The organism is Burkholderia sp. MSMB1459WGS (assembly GCF_001534535.1).
Classification (GTDB): Bacteria; Pseudomonadota; Gammaproteobacteria; order Burkholderiales; family Burkholderiaceae; genus Burkholderia.
In genome coordinates, this window is the sequence record NZ_LPMU01000068.1 from 66,944 (window position 1) to 84,013 (window position 17,070).

A 17,070-nucleotide genomic window follows, 5' to 3' on the forward strand; every position below is an offset into this window, starting at 1 on the left:
CGCATGTTCGGCAAACTCACACTTTCGGCGATCCCGTTCGATCAGCCCATCATCATGGGGGCCGGCGCCTTCATGGGGCTGGTCGTGCTGGGCATTCTCGCTGCGCTGACGATCACCGGCCGATGGAAATGGCTGTGGACGGAATGGCTGACCACGGTCGACCACAAGAGACTCGGCGTGATGTACATCATCGTCGCGCTGATCATGCTGCTGCGCGGCTTCGCCGACGCGATCATGATGCGCATGCAGCTCGCGCTCGCGTACAACGCGCCCGGCTACCTGCCGCCGCACCACTATGACCAGATCTTCACGGCACACGGCGTGATCATGATCTTCTTCATGGCGATGGTGTTCATGGTCGGCCTGATGAACTTGGTCGTGCCGCTGCAGATCGGTGCGCGCGACGTCGCGTTCCCGTTCATCAACTCGCTGTCGTTCTGGATGACGGCGGTCAGCGCGATCCTGATCAACGTGTCGCTCGTGATCGGCGAGTTCGCTCAGACGGGCTGGCTCGCGTACCCGCCGCTGTCGGAGCTGCAGTTCAGTCCGGGGGTAGGGGTCGACTATTACCTGTGGGCGCTGCAGATCTCCGGCGTCGGCACGCTGCTGACCGGCGTGAATTTCTTCGTGACGATCATCAAGATGCGCGCGCCCGGCATGACGCTGATGAAGATGCCGGTGTTCACGTGGACGGCGCTCTGCACGAACGTGCTGATCATGGCGTCGTTCCCGATCCTGACCGCGACGCTCGCGCTGCTCGGCCTCGATCGTTACCTCGGCATGCACTTCTTCACGAACGACGCCGGCGGCAACGCGATGCTGTATCTGAACCTGATCTGGGCATGGGGTCATCCGGAGGTATACATCCTGATCCTGCCGGCGTTCGGGATCTTCTCGGAAGTCATCGCGACGTTCGCGAAGAAGCCGCTGTTCGGCTACAAGACGATGGTGTACGCGACCTGCGCGATCATGGTGCTGTCGTTCCTCGTGTGGCTGCATCACTTCTTCACGATGGGCTCGGGCGCGAACGTGAATGCGTTCTTCGGGATCATGACGATGATCATCGCGATTCCGACCGGCGTGAAGGTGTTCAACTGGCTGTTCACGATGTACCGCGGCCGGATCGAATTCACGACGCCCGTGCTGTGGACGATCGGCTTCATGGTCACGTTCACGCTCGGCGGCATGACCGGCGTGATGATGGCGATTCCCGGCGCGGACTTCGTGCTGCACAACAGCCTGTTCCTGATCGCGCACTTCCACAACGTGATCATTGGCGGTGTGTTGTTCGGCTATCTCGCGGGCTTCAACTACTGGTTCCCGAAGGCGTTCGGCTTCAAGTTGAACGAGAAGCTCGGCAAGGCCGCGTTCTGGTTCTGGCAGGTCGGCTTCTACGTCGCGTTCGTGCCGCTCTACGTACTCGGCTTCATGGGCATGACGCGTCGCCTGAACCACTACGACAATCCGGCGTGGCATCCGTGGCTGCTGGTTGCCGCGTTCGGCGCCGTGCTGATCGCGGTCGGCATCGCGTGCCAGCTGCTGCAACTGGTGGTCAGTATCCGCAACCGCCATCTGCCCGAGTACCGCGACACGACGGGCGACCCGTGGGGCGGTCGTACGCTGGAGTGGGCGACCTCGTCGCCGCCGGCCGACTACAACTTCGCGGTGATCCCACAGGTGCGCACGCTCGACGCGTATGCGGACATGAAGGCGCGCGGCGAAGGCCGGCCGAACCCGGCGGCGATTCGCGACATCCACATGCCGTCGAATACCTGTGCGGGCCTCGTGATCGCGATCTTCAGCCTGGTGCTCGGCTTCGCGCTGGTATGGCACATCTGGTGGATGGCGATCGGCGGGCTCGTCGGGATCGTCGCGACGCTCGTGATCTACAGCTCGCGCGATAACGACGGCTATTACATCCCTGCGTCGACGGTGCGCAAGACCGAAGACAAGCAGCCGACGAAGCGCCCGGCTGCGCGCGTCGACGACGTGGAACTGGAGGCCAACTGATGTTGCAGAAAACCTTGAGCGCAACCCTGCTCGAGCACGACGACCATCCGCCGTCGCATTCGGTGTTCGGTTTCTGGCTGTACCTGATGACCGACTGCGTGATCTTCGCGGCGCTGTTCGCGACGTTCGCGGTGCTCGGCCACCAGTACGCGGGCGGGCAGACCGCGAAAGAGCTGTTCGACATTCCGGGTGTGGCGGTCGAAACCGCCGCGCTGCTGCTGTCGAGCATCACGTACGGTTTCGCGATGCTGGCGGCGTACAAGCAGCGGCGCGGTGCGCTGCTCGCGTGGCTCGCAGTGACGTTCGTGCTCGGCGCGGCGTTTCTCGCGATGGAACTGCGCGAGTTCTCGCACCTGATCGCGGAGGGCGCCGGCCCGCAGCGCAGCGCGTTCCTGTCGGCGTTCTTCACGCTGGTCGGCACGCACGGGCTGCACGTGACGGCCGGCCTCTTGTGGATGATCGTGCTGGCCGCGCAGATCGTATCGCGCGGCGGCGACCTGACCGATCGCGACCTGCGACGCCTGACGTGCCTGAGCCTGTTCTGGCACTTCCTCGACATCGTGTGGATCTGCGTGTTTTCCTTTGTCTATCTCGCGAGCGTGATCTAAATGGCCCATTCGCATTCGTCTCAACTCGAAGAAGGGCACGGCAGTGTCGGCGGCTACGTCGCCGGTTTCATCCTGTCGGTGCTGCTCACGGCCGCGTCGTTCGGCCTCGTGATGGGCGGCGTGCTGTCGCCGCATGCGTCGCTGGTCGGGCTGGCCGTGCTCGCGTTCGTGCAGATCGTCGTGCACCTCGTGTACTTCCTGCACATGAACGGCTCGTCGGGCCAGCGCTGGAACGTGATGGCGTTCAGCTATACGGTGCTGACCGCGGCGATCCTGATCGTCGGCACGCTTTGGGTGATGCACAACGTCAGCATGAACATGATGTCGCGTTGAGCGGCAGCGTGGCGCGGCGGATCCATATCCGTGCGGATTCGCGAAACAAAGGCGGCACGCACGTGCCGCCTTTTTGTTTTTCCGGCTGTTGCGTTGCGCCGGACGGTGCAGTCAGTGCCGCGCGCCCGCGTCGGCCGTCAGCGCATGCGTGCAGTCGGCGCGGTACTCGGCGGCGAGCCGATGCTTCGCGCCGTCGAGATCGTCGGGGTAGTACGGGCTCGCATGGGCGGGATCGTAGCCGACCTGTTCGAGCTCGGTCAGCTCACGCACGAGGTCCGCACGCGTGACGCCGCGACCCGTGTGCACGAACGGGTACGCGTTGCATTCCTGCGGAGTGAGGTGCGGCCCCGCGAACGCGGCGGTGCTGGCGCATGCGAGCAGCATGCAGGCGACGGTGGTCGACAGTTTCATCCGATGGCTCCTGGTTTCGCGGCCCGATGCCGCATGAAGGTCAGCGTAGGCGGACCCTGCCGCAGGGCGGCCGACGCACGGATGAAACATGTTTCATGCGCGCGCGGTGCGATGCAGGATGAAGCTATTTTCATCTGACGTCGCACGGCGACCGCAGCGCTTACGATAGTGGCGGGCGCATCGTGCGCGCCCGTCTTGAAATTGATGGCGAGGGCAACCATGCGAGTACTGACGGTCGAGGACGATGCGGTGACCGCGAACGAAATCGTCGGCGAACTGACCGCACGCGGGTTCGAGGTCGACTGGATCGACAACGGCCGCGAAGGGATGATGCGTGCGATGAGCGCGTCGTACGACGCGATCACGCTCGACCGGATGCTGCCGGGCGCGGACGGCCTCGCGATCGTGACCGCGATGCGCACGGTCGGCATCGATACGCCGGTGCTGATGCTGAGCGCGCTGGGCGACGTCGACGAGCGCATCCGCGGATTGCGCGCGGGCGGCGACGATTACCTGACGAAGCCGTTCGATTCCGGCGAACTGAGCGCGCGCATCGAAGTGCTGCTGCGTCGCCGGCAGGCATCGGGCGTGCCGCAGCAGACGCTGCTGAAGGTCGGCGCGCTCGAGCTCGACCTCATTTCGCGCTGCGCGCGCCGCGACGCCGACGAGATTCCGCTGCTGCCGACCGAGTTCCGCGTGCTCGAATTCATGATGCGCAACGCGGGCCAGACGATCACGCGCACGATGCTGTTCGAGGCCGTGTGGGGCTATCACTTCGATCCCGGCACCAATCTGATCGACGTTCACATGGGCCGGTTGCGCAAGAAGATCGACCCGCCCGGCGCGGACCCGATGATCCAGACGGTGCGCGGGTCGGGCTACATGCTCGCTTGACGGAGGCGCGAATGGACGCAGCCCGCGCGGCGAACTTCACGCGCCGCTGGCATACGACGACGTTTCGCTGGCTGTGCGCGTACGCGGCGATCTTTTCGGTGTCGCTGCTGCTGCTCGCGGGCGTGATCAGCGTGGCCGCGACGCACACGATGACACGCGATACCGACGAGGTGCTCGCGTGGCAACTGATCTATTTCGATTCGATTCCCGATGCCGCGCTGCCGCTAGCAATCCATCGGCGGCTCGAGCACGAGCACATGCATACGAATTTCTACGGGCTGTTCGATGCGAACGGGCGCCGCGTGGCCGGCGACATCGCGACGCCGCCCACGCTGCGCACGGATCGCCACGGCCGTACGCTGGACCGCACGCTCGCGCTGCTCGACGGCCAATCGGCGCCGATCGCGCGCGCGATGGCCGTGCGCCGCGACAACGGGATGACGTTGGTCGTTGCGCGCGACCTGTCGCACTTCATCCAGATCCGCGACGTCGCGATCCGCGGGCTCGTGGTCGGCGGCGTGATGATCCTGATCGCGGGCATCGCGGGCGGCAGCATGCTCGGCATGCGGCAGATGCGCCGTGTCGCCGCGATCCGGCGCGTCACGCGACAGATCGCCGAAGGCGATCTCGGCAAGCGGCTGCCGGTCGGCCGCTACGACGAACTCGATCTGCTCGCGCATCTCGTGAATCACATGCTCGACGAAGTCGAGCGGCTGATGGGCGAGGTGCGGCATACCTGCGACGGGATCGCGCACGACCTGCGCACGCCGCTCGCACGCGTGCATACGATGCTGGCGCGGCTTGCCGACCAGCCGTTCTGCGCACACGATCCCGCGTCGGCGGCGCTGCTGGCGTCGGCGCGCGACGAAACCGACCGCCTGCTCGAACGTTTTCGCGCGATGCTGCGCATCTCCGAGATCGGGACGCTGAGCCGGCGCGGCGGTTTTGCCGCGGTCGACGTCGCGGCGTTGCTGTGCGACGTGTGCGAGCTTTACGAGCCGTTGGCCGAGGCCGTCGACGTGTCGTTCGAGCTCGATGCGGCCGCGGTCGACGGCATCCATGGCGATCGTGCGCTGCTGTTCGAGGCGTTCAGCAATCTCGCGGACAACGCGATCAAGTTCACGCCGCCGGGCGGCCGCGTACGCGTCGTGCTCCAGACGACACCGCATGGCCCGCTCGTCCGGTTCGAGGACACCGGGCCGGGCATTGCGCCCGGCGAGCGCAACGCGGTGCTCGAACGCTTCTATCGCGGCGAGCGCACGCGCCATGTGAACGGCTCGGGGCTCGGGTTGAGCATCGTGTCGGCGGTGATGCGCGTGCACGGTTTCGCGTTGCGGATCGGCGATGCCCAGCCGGCCGGTGCGGCGATCACGGTCGAATGCTGGCCGCGTTCGCTCGCGTGACGCGGGAGGGGGCCGATCCATGCGCATCCTGCTGATTGCGCCGCCGACGCCGGACGCGTTGCGGCTCGACAAGGCGTTTCGAGAGAGCATGCACGGCGTCGAGCGCATCGGCGACTGGCGCGACGGCTGTTTCGCGGCGACGCAGGAGCGGTTCGACGCGATCGTGATCGTTGCGACCGACGGTGCCGCCGTGCCGGCGATTCTCGACGGATTGCCGCCGCTCGCCGCGTCGGCCGGCAGCGCGACGATTGCCGCGATCGTCGCCGGCACGACGTCCGCCGAGCGTGCGCAGATCCTCAAGGCCGGCTGCGACGTATGCCTCGCCCATCCGTGCTCGTTCGTCGAATTGCACGAGCGGTTGCACGCGCTGTGGCGCCGCGCGGGCATCGTCGCGATGCGTGAATCGATCCGGCTCGACACGGCGACGCGCGCACTCGACGAGCGTGGCCGGCGGCTCGCGCTCAGCGCACGGGAATTTCGCGTGATCGAATGCCTGCTGCGCGAAGCAGGGCGGCCGGTCGGGCGCGACGCCGTGCTGCGTTACGCGTGGGGCGATGCCGACATCGAACCCGAAACGGTCAATGCGCTGGTCGTCCGGTTGCGGCGCAAGCTGGCCGCGCATGCGTTTTCCGCGCGGATCGAAACGGTCGCGCGATTCGGCTTCCGGTTCGACACGGGCGGATGATGGCTGCGGATATCGCCGCTGGGCTGGAAGAAGATCTTGACTACCCCGAAGCTGCGGAGCGAGCTCGACTCGATGCGCGCGGGCTCGGCGGCCAAATCGGCGTCGATTGTTACAAGACGTTAGCGCCGGCTTCCCGTTGCGATGCCGCGCATCAGTTCTTACAAACTTGAAATATGCGGGGACGGCGCTTGCCGTTATAGTCGAATCACACATGACACAACCAGAAGAGGAATCCATGAAGACTTTGCGTGTTGCCTCGCTCCTGACCGGTATGACGGCCTTGCTCGTGTCGGGCGCAGCAATGGCGGGAGTCAATGTCGGGATCAACGTCGGCGTGCCGGCACCGGTCTACGTCGCGCCCGCGCCCGTGTATGCGCCGCCGCCTCCGCCGGTCGTCTATCAGCCGGCGCCTGTCTATGCACCGGCGCCCGTGTACGCGCCGGCGCCGGCGATCGTGATCGGCTGGCACGGCGACCGCTACTGGGACGGCCGCCGCTACTGGGGCCGCGACGAGTGGTATCGTCACCATGGGCGCGGCTGGGGCGGCGATCGCGGCCACTGGGATCACGGCCGCCACAACGGCTGGCGCTGATCGACGACCGGTCGCGCATGCGTGCCGCGTGCGCGACAGTTGTTCGCGAGAAAACCGCCCGTGTGGCGGTTTTCTTTTGGCTCGACGGATTGAATGGGTAGAATCGCTCCACGTTACTACCCTCATTCGACGACAGGGCCTCTATGACGAAGGGTTCGCCCCGGACCGCCGCGGCCCGCGCCTGCGTCGGCGCGCTGCGGGCCGCCGGCCGCGCGGCCGCGGTGCTGGCGTTGCACGCGGCGCTCGCCGCGCCGTCCGCGCACGCGGCCTACGCCATTGCGCAGTACGGCGAGCCGAAGTATCCGCCGGGCTTCAAGCATTTCGACTACGTGAACCCCGACGCACCGAAGGGCGGCACGCTCGTGCTCGCGAACCCGAACCGGATGACGTCGTTCGACAAGTTCAATCCGTTCACGATGCGCGGCAACTCCGCACCCGGAATCGACATGCTGTTCGAGAGCCTCGCGACCGGCAGCTCCGACGAACCGGCGTCCGCATACGGGCTGCTGGCCGACGACATCGACGTCGCGCCGGACCGCCGCTCGGTCACGTTTCACCTGAATCCGCGCGCGCGCTTCTCGAACGGCGAGCGCGTCACGGCCGACGACGTCAAGTTTTCGTTCGACACGCTGAAGAGCAAGCAGGCCGCACCGCAGTTCGGCGCGTATTTCGCGGAGATCGCGAAGGCCGTCGTCGTCGATCCGGCGACCGTGCGGTTCGAGTTCCGTAGCGCGAATCGCGAGTTGCCGCTGATCGCCGGCGGCGTGCCCGTGTTCTCGCGCAAGTGGGGATTGCGTGCGGACGGCTCGCGCGTCCCGTTCGACCAGCTCGCGTTCGAGCAGCCGATCGGCAGCGGCCCGTACCTGATCGAGCGCTACGACAACGGCCGCACGATCACCTACCGGCGCAATCCCGCGTACTGGGGCGCCGATCTGCCGGTACGGATCGGCACCAACAACTTCGAGCGGATCGTCTACAAGCTGTACGGCGACGGCGTCGCGCGGCTCGAGGCGTTCAAGGCCGGCGAATACGACGTGCTCGTCGAGTACGTCGCGCGCAACTGGACGCGGCGCGACGTCGGCAAGCGCTTCGACAGCGGCGAGCTCGTCAAGCGCGAATTCCGCCAACATAACGGCGCCGGCATGCAGGGCTTCTTCATGAACCTGCGCCGGCCGCTGTTTCGCGACGTGCGCGTGCGCCGGGCGCTCGATCTCGCGTTCGACTTCGAATGGCTGAACCGCCAGTTGTTCTACAGCGCATACACGCGCCTCGACAGCTATTTCGCCGACACCGACCTGCAGGCGACCGGTACGCCGGGCGCCGGCGAGCTGAAGCTGCTGGAGCCGCTGCGCGCGCAGCTCGATCCGGCCGTGTTCGGCCCGATGGTCACGCAGCCGGACACGAATCCGCCAGGCTCGCTGCGCGCGAACCTGCTGAAGGCACGCGCACTGCTCGAACAGGCCGGCTGGACCTACCGCGACGGCGCGCTGCGCAATGCGAAGGGCGAGCCGTTCGCGTTCGAGATCCTCGACGATGCGGGCGGCGCGATGGAAGGCGTCGTGACCGCCTACCGGCGCAACCTCGCGAAGCTCGGCATCGACGTGCGCTTTCGCACGGCCGATTACGCGCTGCTGCAAAAGCGCCTCGATGCGTTCGACTACGACATGACGACGATCCGACTGCCGGGCGTGCAGGTGCCGGGCGCCGAGCAATACTCGCGTTACGCGAGCAAGTTCGCCGACGAGCCGGGCTCCGACAACTTCATCGGGCTGAAATCGCCGGCCGTCGACGCATTGCTGCAAGCGCTCGGCACCGCGCAGACGCGCGAGGAACTGCTCGACGCGACGCACGCGCTCGACCGTGTGCTGATGCACGGCTACTACGCGGTTCCGCAGTGGTACAGCACGACGCACCGCATCGCGTACAAGCGCACACTGGCCTATCCGCAGACGCTGCCGCTGTACTATTCGGCCGAGGGCTGGGTCGTGTCGACCTGGTGGGCGAAGCCCGATCACTGACCCGCGCCGGCCCTTCGTCCAACCCCGCCACCCGATCACGAGTCGACGCCCTATGTGGAGCTACATCCTCAAACGCCTGCTGCTGATGATCCCGACGCTCGTCGGCGTGCTGACGCTCACGTTCGCGGTGATCCAGTTCGTGCCGGGCGGCCCGGTCGAGCAGGCCGTGCAGGAGTTGCGCAAGGGCGCGACGGAACAGGGCGCGACGCCGTTCGGGATGCGCGCGCACACCGGCGTCGACGCGCAGCAGCTCGCGCAGCTCAAGGCGCTGTACGGTTTCGACAAGCCGCCGCTCGAACGCTACTGGCTGATGCTGAAGCGCTTCGCACGCTTCGATCTCGGCGACAGCTATTTTCGCCACCAGAGCGTGTGGTCGCTGGTCGTGCAGAAGCTGCCCGTGTCGATCAGCATCGGGCTGTGGACGTTCTTCCTCACGTACCTGATCTCGGTGCCGCTCGGCATCGCGAAGGCGGTGCGCAACGGTTCGCCGTTCGACGTCGCGACGAGCCTCGTCGTGCTCGTCGGCTATGCGATCCCGGGCTTCGTGCTCGGCGTGCTGCTGCTCGTGCTGTTCGGCGGCGGCTCGTTCTGGCAGCTCTTCCCGTTGCGCGGCCTCACGTCGGACAACTTCGCGCAGTTGTCGCTCGTCGGCAAGGTGCTCGACTACCTGTGGCACATCGCGCTGCCGATCACCGCGTCGGTCGTCGGCAGCTTCGCGGTCGTCACGATGCTCACGAAGAACGCGTTCCTCGACCAGATCCGCCGGCAATACGTGCTGACCGCGCGCGCGAAGGGGCTCTCCGAGCGCAGCGTGCTGTGGAAGCACGTGTTCCGCAATGCGATGCTGCCGCTGATCGTCGGCTTCCCGGCCGCGTTCATCGGTGCGTTCTTCACGGGCAGCCTGCTGATCGAGACGCTGTTCTCGCTCGACGGCCTCGGGCTGCTATCGTACGAGTCGGTCGTGCGGCGCGACTACCCGGTCGTGCTCGGCACGCTGTACCTGTTCACGCTGATCGGGCTCGCGACCAAGCTGGTCTCCGATCTTTGCTATGTGTGGGTCGATCCGCGCATTCAATTCGACAACCTGGAGCGCTGACATGAAACGAGCCATTCGCATGCCCGGCGCCGGCGGGCGAGGTGCGCGATGAACCGGGCCGTCGCTTCTTCCCGCATCGACGCCGCGCGGGCGCGCGTGTCGCCGTCGCCCGCCCGTCGCGTGTGGCAGCGCTTCAGGCAGCAGCGCCTCGGCTACTGGAGCTTCGTGATCTTCGTCGTGGCCTTTGCCGCGAGCCTCGCGGCACCGCTGTGGTCGAACGACAAGCCGCTCGTCGTGCGCTACGACGGCCAGACCTATTTCCCGATGTTCCATGCGTACCCGGAGACGACCTTCGGCGGCGATTTCCCGACGCCGGCCGACTATCTCGATCCGTATGTGCGCAAGCGGCTCGAGGCGCCCGGCAACTTCGTCGTCTACCCGCCGAATCGCTACTACTACGACACGCTGAACTACTTCTCGACCGTGCCGAACCCGGCGCCGCCGTCGCGCGAGAACTGGCTCGGCACCGATGCGCAGGGCCGCGATCTGCTCGCGCGGCTCGTGTACGGGTTCCGCGTGTCGGTCGAATTCGGGCTGATCCTGACCGTGATCGGCACGCTGCTCGGCATCGCCGCGGGCGCCGTGCAAGGCTTCTTCGGCGGGCGCATCGACATCGTCGGGCAGCGGCTGATCGAGATCTGGAGCTCGCTGCCCGAGCTGTACCTGCTGATCATCTTCGCGTCGATCTTCGAGCCGAGCTTCCTGCTGCTGATCGTGCTGCTGTCGCTGTTCGGCTGGATCGGCCTCGCTGACTACGTGCGCGCGGAATTCCTGCGCAACCGCACGCAGGACTACGTGCGCGCGGCCCGCGCGATGGGTCTCACGAACGGGCAGATCATCTGGCGCCACGTGCTGCCGAACAGTCTCACGCCGGTGATCACGTTCCTGCCGTTCCGGATGAGCGGCTCGATCCTCGCGCTGACGAGCCTCGACTTCCTCGGGCTCGGCGTGCCGCCGCCGACGCCGAGCCTCGGCGAGCTGCTCGCGCAGGGCAAGGGCAACCTCGACGCGTGGTGGATCTCGCTGTCGACGTTCGGCGTGCTGGTCGCGACGCTGCTGCTGCTGACCTTCATGGGCGATGCACTGCGCAACGCGCTCGACACGCGGATCGCCGATTCGATGCGCGCCGCGGGAGGCCAGCGATGAGCGATGCGGTCGTATCGAACGCGGACGAACCGCTGCTGTCGCTCGAGCATCTGCACGTGCGCTTCGGCGACACGGTGGCCGTCGACGACGTGACGCTCGCGATCGGGCGCGGCGAGCGGGTCGCGCTCGTCGGCGAGTCGGGGTCGGGCAAGAGCGTGACCGCGTTGTCGATCCTGCGGTTGCTGCGCGATGCCGAAGTCGGCGGTGCGATCCGCTTCGCGGGGCAGGATCTGGCAAGCAAGAGCGAGCGCGAGATGCGCGGGCTGCGCGGTTCGGACATCGCGATGATCTTCCAGGAGCCGATGACGGCGCTTAACCCGCTGTATACGATCGGCGTGCAGATCGGGGAAACGATCGTGCTGCACGACGGCGTATCGGCGGTGGAGGCCCGCAAGCGCGCGATCGCGTTGCTCGCGCGCACCGGCATCGCGGAGCCCGAGAAGCGCGTCGACAGCTACCCGCATCAGTTGTCGGGCGGCCAGCGGCAGCGCGCGATGATCGCGATGGCGCTCGCGTGCCGGCCGCGCCTGCTGCTGGCCGACGAGCCGACCACCGCGCTCGACGTGACGATCCGCGCGCAGATCGTCGACCTGCTGCTGGAGTTGCAGCGCGACGAAGCGGAAAAACGTGGGATGTCGATCCTGCTGATCACGCACGACCTGAATCTCGTGCGGCACTTCGCGCAGCGCGTCGCGGTGATGGAGCGCGGCCGGCTCGTCGAGAGCGGGCCCGTCGAGCGGATCTTCGCGGCGCCCGAGCATCCGTATACGCAGCGGCTGCTGAACAGTCGGCCGCAACGCGCGGTCACGCCGGTGATGCCGATCGCGCCCGTCGTGCTCGACGCGCGCCACGTGAGCGTACGGTTCGCGCGCAAGCGGCCGGGCTTCGCGGGCTGGTTCGGCACGGTGCCGGTGACGGCCGTCGCGGACGTGTCGGTGTCGGTGCGGCAGGGCGAAACGCTCGGCATCGTCGGCGAATCGGGATCGGGGAAATCGACGCTCGCGATGGCGCTGCTCGGGCTGCAGAAAACGGCTGGCGGCGAGATCGAATTCCAGGGGCGCGCGCTGTCGACCTATCGCGGCCGCGAACAGGCCGCGCTGCGCTCGAACATGCAGGTGGTCTTTCAGGATCCGTTCAGTTCGCTTTCGCCGCGTCACACGATCGAGCGGATCGTCGGCGAGGGGCTCGCGCTGCATCGTCCGGACATGACGCCCGACGCACGCCGCGCGAAGTCGCTCGCGGTGCTGCGCGAAGTCGGCCTCGACCGTACGGTGCTGCACCGTTATCCGCACGAATTCTCGGGCGGCCAGCGCCAGCGGATCGCGATCGCGCGCGCGCTCGTGCTGGAGCCGCGCATCCTGATCCTCGACGAGCCGACGTCGGCGCTCGACGTGTCGATCCAGCAGCAGGTGCTGAAGCTGCTCGCGAATTTGCAACAGAAATACAACCTCGGCTATGTGTTCATCAGCCACGACCTGGAGGTGATCGGCGCGATGGCGCACCGCGTCGCGGTGATGCAGGACGGCGCCGTCGTGGAGTCGGGGGAGGTGTCCGAGATCTTCACCAGACCGTCACATCCTTACACACAAAAGCTGTTGAAAGCGGTCTGGAAAGCGTGATAGGCGTCCAATGGTCTGACCATCTCGATTGTATTTATTAATTTGTTTTGACAAACGATTACGCGCTGGCTAGTATCGACCGAAATTTTCCGCCAATCAGCTGATTTTTAAGCATATTCCATCGACCAATGCAGCATCGATCCCTGACCCAGGCATGCGCGCGCACCATCGCCGGGCTATTCATCGGCGCCCTGTTCGCAGCAGCTCCCGGCGCGTTCGCCGACGAAGTCAGCAGTTTTAACCAGAATGCCACCAATTCGACTCAGTTCGGGTCGGGTGCCTCCCTCCAGCAGGCCAGCGCACAGCCGTCGAGCGGCGGCGCGAAGTCGTTCCTTGCCGGCATGGCGGGCAAGGCGGGCGACGTGGTGGTCGGCGCGCTGAACATGATCGGCGTGCGGTATCGCTGGGGCGGCAACTCGCCGGATTCGGGCCTCGACTGCAGCGGTTTCGTGCGCTACGTGTTCCAGGACACGCTCGGCATGTCGCTGCCGCGTCGCGCGGAAGAAATGAGCCGCGTCGGCGAGAAGGTGAGCATGAGCAACCTGAAGCCGGGCGATCTCGTGTTCTTCAACACGATGCGCCGCACGTTCTCGCACGTCGGCATCTATATCGGCGACAACAAGTTCGTGCATTCGCCGTCGACGGGCAGCACTGTCCGCGTCGACGATCTCGACAGCGGCTACTGGGAAAAGCGTTTCACCGGCGCGCGCCGGATCGAATCGGAATTCCCGATGAAGCCCGAAGACCTGCGTCAGCGCGTGCGCGCGACGATCGGCGACGATTCGGCGAACGGCAACAACTGACGTTTGCCGGGTAGTCGGGCCGGACAATAAAAACCCCTGTCACCGAAAGGCGGCAGGGGTTTTTTGTTTTTGGGGCCGGCGCGGACGTCGAGCGCAAGTCGTTGCGCCGGCTATCGGGAAGCGGTGTGCGCCGCCGCTTCCCGGAGTTGCGGCTTACGCGACGGCGGCCACGCCGCGCGCCGCCGCGAGCTTGCGCTGCAGTTCCGGCATGATGCGCGCGACCGCTTCCTCGCCCGCGAGGATCGCCGCGTTGCGCTGGTTGAAGTCGCTGCCGCCCATCGCCGCGAGGTTCGGGCGAATCACGACGTCCGCATACTTGTCGAGCTCGTAGGTCTTGATCGTCTGGCCCATGATCGTGAAGGTCTGCAGCAGCATCTCGATCGGGTTGTTGGTCGCCGCGCCGTCCGGCCGGGCCGAGATGTCGACCGCGATCACGAAGCTCGCCCCCATCTTGCGTGCGAACGACGCCGGCACCGGGCTCACCAGGCCGCCGTCCACATATTCGCGATTGCCGATCTTCACCGGCTCGAACACCGACGGCACGCTGCACGATGCACGTACCGCGAGCCCGGTATTGCCTTGCTGGAACAGGATCGGCTGGCCGCTTTGCAGGTCCGTCGCGACGATGCCGAGCGGCTTCGCCATCTTCTCGATCGGCCGGTTGTTGAGCGTCTTGTTCAGGAAGTTCTGCAGCGCGACGCCTTGCAGCAGGCCGCGCGAGCGAAACGGCAGCGCCCAGTCGCTGATCGACGCCTGGTCCATGTCGAGCGCGATCTTGTTGATCTGCAGCGCGCTCATGCCGGACGCGTAGAGCGCGCCGACCACCGAGCCCGCGCTCGTCCCGGCGACGATTTCGACCGGAATGCCGCGCGCCTCGAGCGCCTTCAGCACGCCGATGTGCGAGAAGCCGCGCGCGGCGCCGCCGCCGAGCGCGATGCCGATCTTGACGGGCTTCTCCTGCGGCAGGGCCGTGCCGGGGCGGGACTTGTCGCCGAAGGACGTGCAGGCGGCGAGGCTGGCGGACGCGCACGCGATCGTGAAGTGGCGGCGCGACAGGCGAGGGGACGACATCGAATGGTTCTCCGGCGGCTTGGCGGCGGGTTACACGGCCCGCGGCGGCGATAGGTTGCGAGCGGCCGCGCAGCGGGTTCTGTGCGGCCGGCGCCGGGCCGGCTGGCGGCCGCGGCGCGCACATCATAAAGCAAGCGGTGCGCTTGGCGCGATGTCCGGCACGGGTATAATTCCGGCTTCTTTCCCGTTCCGGGCGTCGCCGGCTCCGTTGCTGTCGGGCAGCCGTCGTCTTCCCGCGTCGAATCATTCATGCGCCCCAGGCGTTCGAGTTACCGTTTATGACCCGTCCTGTCCGTACCCGCTTCGCGCCGAGTCCCACCGGCTTCATCCACCTCGGCAACATCCGCTCCGCACTCTATCCGTGGGCGTTCGCCCGCAAGATGAAAGGCACGTTCGTGCTGCGCATCGAGGATACCGACGTCGAGCGTTCGTCGCAGGAAGCGGTCGATGCGATCCTCGAGGGGATGCAATGGCTCGGGCTGGATTTCGACGAAGGCCCGATCTACCAGATGCAGCGGATGGACCGCTATCGCGAAGTGCTCGCGCAGATGCTCGAGAAGGGCCTCGCGTACCCGTGCTACATGTCGGCCGAGGAACTCGACGCGCTGCGCGAACGCCAGCGCGAAGCCGGCCTGAAGCCGCGCTACGACGGCACGTGGCGTCCGGAGCCCGGCAAGGTGCTGCCGGAGCCGCCGGCCGGCGTGAAGCCGGTGCTGCGCTTTCGCAATCCGCTGACGGGCACGGTCGTGTGGGACGACGCGGTGAAGGGGCGTGTCGAGATTTCGAACGAGGAGCTCGACGATCTCGTGATCGCGCGCCCGGACGGCACGCCGATCTACAACTTCTGCGTGGTGGTGGACGACATGGACATGGGCATCACGCACGTGATCCGTGGCGACGACCACGTGAACAACACGCCGCGCCAGATCAACATCCTGAATGCGCTCGGCGGCGAGCCGCCCGTCTATGCGCACTTGCCGACCGTGCTGAACGAGCAGGGCGAGAAGATGAGCAAGCGGCATGGCGCGATGAGCGTGATGGCGTACCGCGACGCGGGCTTCCTGCCGGAGGCCGTCGTCAACTATCTCGCGCGGCTCGGCTGGTCGCACGGCGACGCCGAGATCTTCTCGCGCGAGCAGTTCGTCGAATGGTTCGATCTCGAGCATCTCGGCAAGTCGCCCGCGCAGTACGACCACAGCAAGCTGAGCTGGCTGAACGCGCATTACATCAAGGAAGCCGACAACGCACGCCTCGCCGAACTCGCGAAGCCGTTCCTCGACGCGCTCGGCATCGACGACGCGGCGATCGCGACGGGCCCCGCGCTCGACGCGGTGGTCGGCCTGATGAAGGATCGTGCGACGACGGTCAAGGAAATCGCGGAAGGCGCGACGATGTTCTACCGCGTGCCGGCGCCCGACGCCGATGCGCTCGCGCAGCACGTGACCGATGCGGTGCGGCCGGCGCTGTCCGATCTCGTCGCCGCGCTGAAGGCGGCCGACTGGACGAAGGAAGCGGTGTCCGCCGCGTTGAAGGCGACGCTCGCCACGCACAAGCTGAAGATGCCGCAGCTCGCGATGCCGGTGCGTCTGCTGGTGGCGGGCACGACGCACACGCCGTCGATCGACGCGGTGCTCGTGCTGTTCGGTCGCGACGTCGTGGTGTCGCGCATCGAGGCCGCGCTGGGCTGACGTTGGCGCGCGCGAAGCGGTCCGCGCATGAGCGAGCGGACCGCTTCGCAAAAAATTTCGCGCGAATCGTAAAAAGGGTATTTACAAGTTCGAAATCGGTCCATATAATCTCATTTCTGTTCTGCAAGGGGGTATAGCTCAGCTGGGAGAGCGCTTGCATGGCATGCAAGAGGTCAGCGGTTCGATCCCGCTTACCTCCACCAACAGAACAAGCTGGATTGATTTGCGAAGCGGCGGTAGTAATAAATGCTTCACAAAATGATTCAAAGCAGTTAGAATTTCGGCCTTCGCTGTTGAATGAAAGTAAATAGCGAAAGTCAGACGAATCTGAAAAGATTTTGTCCCCTTCGTCTAGAGGCCTAGGACATCACCCTTTCACGGTGAGTACAGGGGTTCGAATCCCCTAGGGGACGCCAAATTCAGCGGCGTTTCGTAGAAGTGTCGCAGGCTTGCAGGAACGTAACCGACGTCCTGCAGGTTGGGTAAGAAAGCTGGAGCGGTAGTTCAGTCGGTTAGAATACCGGCCTGTCACGCCGGGGGTCGCGGGTTCGAGTCCCGTCCGCTCCGCCAGAACGAAGCCCGTTCAAGACGTTTTTGAGCGGGCTTTTGTATTAAAGATGTAAGCAGTACGTTGTCCCCTTCGTCTAGAGGCCTAGGACATCACCCTTTCACGGTGAGTACAGGGGTTCGAAT

At 66.0% G+C, this 17,070-nt stretch carries 15 protein-coding genes and 3 tRNA genes; 16 read left to right on the forward strand and 2 right to left on the reverse strand.

Features of this window, described 5'->3' with window-relative positions; all coding sequences use genetic code 11:
* Positions 1-3 precede the first annotated feature (3 nt).
* Genes cyoB through cyoD form a run of 3 tightly spaced genes read left to right on the forward strand, consistent with a single transcriptional unit; the run spans position 4 to position 2,951 of the window.
* Complete coding sequence (cyoB, locus tag WT97_RS26515; RefSeq protein WP_059505828.1) at positions 4-2,010, forward strand: cytochrome o ubiquinol oxidase subunit I; 2,007 nt, start codon at positions 4-6, stop codon at positions 2,008-2,010.
* Positions 2,010-2,618 (forward strand): cytochrome o ubiquinol oxidase subunit III, encoded by a 609-nt coding sequence (gene cyoC / locus WT97_RS26520; RefSeq protein WP_059505830.1) that lies wholly within the window; start codon positions 2,010-2,012, stop codon positions 2,616-2,618. Before cyoB ends, cyoC begins: the two co-directional genes overlap by 1 nt.
* The gene (gene cyoD / locus WT97_RS26525; RefSeq protein ID WP_034207706.1) at positions 2,619-2,951 is read left to right on the forward strand and encodes a cytochrome o ubiquinol oxidase subunit IV; all 333 of its coding nucleotides are present in this window, start codon (positions 2,619-2,621) and stop codon (positions 2,949-2,951) included. It begins immediately after the preceding gene.
* 111 nt (positions 2,952-3,062) lie between these two features.
* On the opposite strand, the gene WT97_RS26530 is transcribed toward cyoD, so the two are convergent.
* Complete coding sequence (locus tag WT97_RS26530; RefSeq protein WP_059790524.1) at positions 3,063-3,362, reverse strand: DUF4148 domain-containing protein; 300 nt, start codon at positions 3,360-3,362, stop codon at positions 3,063-3,065.
* 219 nt (positions 3,363-3,581) lie between these two features.
* Here WT97_RS26530 and WT97_RS26535 point away from each other — a divergent pair, with 219 nt between their 5' ends.
* The 9 genes from WT97_RS26535 to WT97_RS26575 all read left to right on the forward strand — a co-directional run bounded on the left by WT97_RS26535 (position 3,582) and on the right by WT97_RS26575 (position 13,618).
* Positions 3,582-4,256: a response regulator transcription factor gene (locus tag WT97_RS26535; protein WP_060354677.1), complete on the forward strand. Its 675-nt coding sequence runs from the start codon at positions 3,582-3,584 to the stop codon at positions 4,254-4,256.
* A gap of 11 nt (positions 4,257-4,267) precedes the next feature.
* Positions 4,268-5,659, forward strand: coding sequence for a HAMP domain-containing sensor histidine kinase (locus WT97_RS26540; RefSeq protein ID WP_060034487.1), 1,392 nt, complete (start codon positions 4,268-4,270; stop codon positions 5,657-5,659).
* Positions 5,660-5,678: 19 nt separating this feature from the next.
* Positions 5,679-6,344: a response regulator transcription factor gene (locus WT97_RS26545; RefSeq protein WP_059790529.1), complete on the forward strand. Its 666-nt coding sequence runs from the start codon at positions 5,679-5,681 to the stop codon at positions 6,342-6,344.
* Between the two features lie 235 nt (positions 6,345-6,579).
* Positions 6,580-6,936 (forward strand): hypothetical protein, encoded by a 357-nt coding sequence (locus tag WT97_RS26550; protein ID WP_027808916.1) that lies wholly within the window; start codon positions 6,580-6,582, stop codon positions 6,934-6,936.
* Positions 6,937-7,079: 143 nt separating this feature from the next.
* A complete protein-coding gene (locus WT97_RS26555; RefSeq protein WP_060354678.1) occupies positions 7,080-8,954 on the forward strand; it encodes an extracellular solute-binding protein in 1,875 nt (624 codons plus the stop codon).
* Positions 8,955-9,006: 52 nt separating this feature from the next.
* Positions 9,007-10,050: a microcin C ABC transporter permease YejB gene (locus WT97_RS26560; RefSeq protein ID WP_034207700.1), complete on the forward strand. Its 1,044-nt coding sequence runs from the start codon at positions 9,007-9,009 to the stop codon at positions 10,048-10,050.
* A 48-nt stretch (positions 10,051-10,098) separates the two neighbouring features.
* The gene (locus WT97_RS26565; protein ID WP_059505839.1) at positions 10,099-11,196 is read left to right on the forward strand and encodes an ABC transporter permease; all 1,098 of its coding nucleotides are present in this window, start codon (positions 10,099-10,101) and stop codon (positions 11,194-11,196) included.
* A complete protein-coding gene (locus tag WT97_RS26570; protein WP_059505841.1) occupies positions 11,193-12,815 on the forward strand; it encodes an ABC transporter ATP-binding protein in 1,623 nt (540 codons plus the stop codon). The genes WT97_RS26565 and WT97_RS26570 overlap by 4 nt, the downstream gene beginning before the upstream one ends.
* A 128-nt stretch (positions 12,816-12,943) precedes the next feature.
* Positions 12,944-13,618: a C40 family peptidase gene (locus WT97_RS26575; RefSeq protein WP_059790537.1), complete on the forward strand. Its 675-nt coding sequence runs from the start codon at positions 12,944-12,946 to the stop codon at positions 13,616-13,618.
* 153 nt (positions 13,619-13,771) lie between these two features.
* Here the strand turns inward: WT97_RS26575 and WT97_RS26580 are convergent, their stop codons facing one another.
* Positions 13,772-14,689, reverse strand: a complete 918-nt coding sequence (locus WT97_RS26580) for a patatin-like phospholipase family protein (RefSeq protein WP_059505844.1) — start codon at positions 14,687-14,689, stop codon at positions 13,772-13,774.
* A gap of 278 nt (positions 14,690-14,967) precedes the next feature.
* On the opposite strand from WT97_RS26580, the gene gltX reads away from it, so the two are divergent.
* The 4 genes from gltX to WT97_RS26600 all read left to right on the forward strand — a co-directional run bounded on the left by gltX (position 14,968) and on the right by WT97_RS26600 (position 16,947).
* Positions 14,968-16,377 (forward strand): glutamate--tRNA ligase, encoded by a 1,410-nt coding sequence (gltX, locus tag WT97_RS26585; protein WP_060354679.1) that lies wholly within the window; start codon positions 14,968-14,970, stop codon positions 16,375-16,377.
* A 127-nt stretch (positions 16,378-16,504) separates the two neighbouring features.
* A tRNA-Ala gene (locus WT97_RS26590) sits at positions 16,505-16,580 on the forward strand.
* A 137-nt stretch (positions 16,581-16,717) separates the two neighbouring features.
* A tRNA-Glu gene (locus WT97_RS26595) sits at positions 16,718-16,793 on the forward strand.
* 77 nt (positions 16,794-16,870) lie between these two features.
* Positions 16,871-16,947: transfer RNA gene (locus WT97_RS26600), tRNA-Asp, on the forward strand.
* The last annotated feature ends 123 nt before the right edge of the window (positions 16,948-17,070 follow it).

Excerpts from the sequence above, each read along its gene's own strand:
- cyoB (WP_059505828.1), top strand. The coding sequence starts at position 4 with ATGTTCGGCAAACTCACACTTTCGGCGATCCCGTTCGATCAGCCCATC.
- cyoC (WP_059505830.1), top strand. The coding sequence starts at position 2,010 with ATGTTGCAGAAAACCTTGAGCGCAACCCTGCTCGAGCACGACGACCAT.
- cyoD (WP_034207706.1), top strand. The coding sequence starts at position 2,619 with ATGGCCCATTCGCATTCGTCTCAACTCGAAGAAGGGCACGGCAGTGTC.
- WT97_RS26530 (WP_059790524.1), bottom strand. The coding sequence starts at position 3,362 with ATGAAACTGTCGACCACCGTCGCCTGCATGCTGCTCGCATGCGCCAGC.
- WT97_RS26535 (WP_060354677.1), top strand. The coding sequence starts at position 3,582 with ATGCGAGTACTGACGGTCGAGGACGATGCGGTGACCGCGAACGAAATC.
- WT97_RS26540 (WP_060034487.1), top strand. The coding sequence starts at position 4,268 with ATGGACGCAGCCCGCGCGGCGAACTTCACGCGCCGCTGGCATACGACG.
- WT97_RS26545 (WP_059790529.1), top strand. The coding sequence starts at position 5,679 with ATGCGCATCCTGCTGATTGCGCCGCCGACGCCGGACGCGTTGCGGCTC.
- WT97_RS26550 (WP_027808916.1), top strand. The coding sequence starts at position 6,580 with ATGAAGACTTTGCGTGTTGCCTCGCTCCTGACCGGTATGACGGCCTTG.
- WT97_RS26555 (WP_060354678.1), top strand. The coding sequence starts at position 7,080 with ATGACGAAGGGTTCGCCCCGGACCGCCGCGGCCCGCGCCTGCGTCGGC.
- WT97_RS26560 (WP_034207700.1), top strand. The coding sequence starts at position 9,007 with ATGTGGAGCTACATCCTCAAACGCCTGCTGCTGATGATCCCGACGCTC.
- WT97_RS26565 (WP_059505839.1), top strand. The coding sequence starts at position 10,099 with ATGAACCGGGCCGTCGCTTCTTCCCGCATCGACGCCGCGCGGGCGCGC.
- WT97_RS26570 (WP_059505841.1), top strand. The coding sequence starts at position 11,193 with ATGAGCGATGCGGTCGTATCGAACGCGGACGAACCGCTGCTGTCGCTC.
- WT97_RS26575 (WP_059790537.1), top strand. The coding sequence starts at position 12,944 with ATGCAGCATCGATCCCTGACCCAGGCATGCGCGCGCACCATCGCCGGG.
- WT97_RS26580 (WP_059505844.1), bottom strand. The coding sequence starts at position 14,689 with ATGTCGTCCCCTCGCCTGTCGCGCCGCCACTTCACGATCGCGTGCGCG.
- gltX (WP_060354679.1), top strand. The coding sequence starts at position 14,968 with ATGACCCGTCCTGTCCGTACCCGCTTCGCGCCGAGTCCCACCGGCTTC.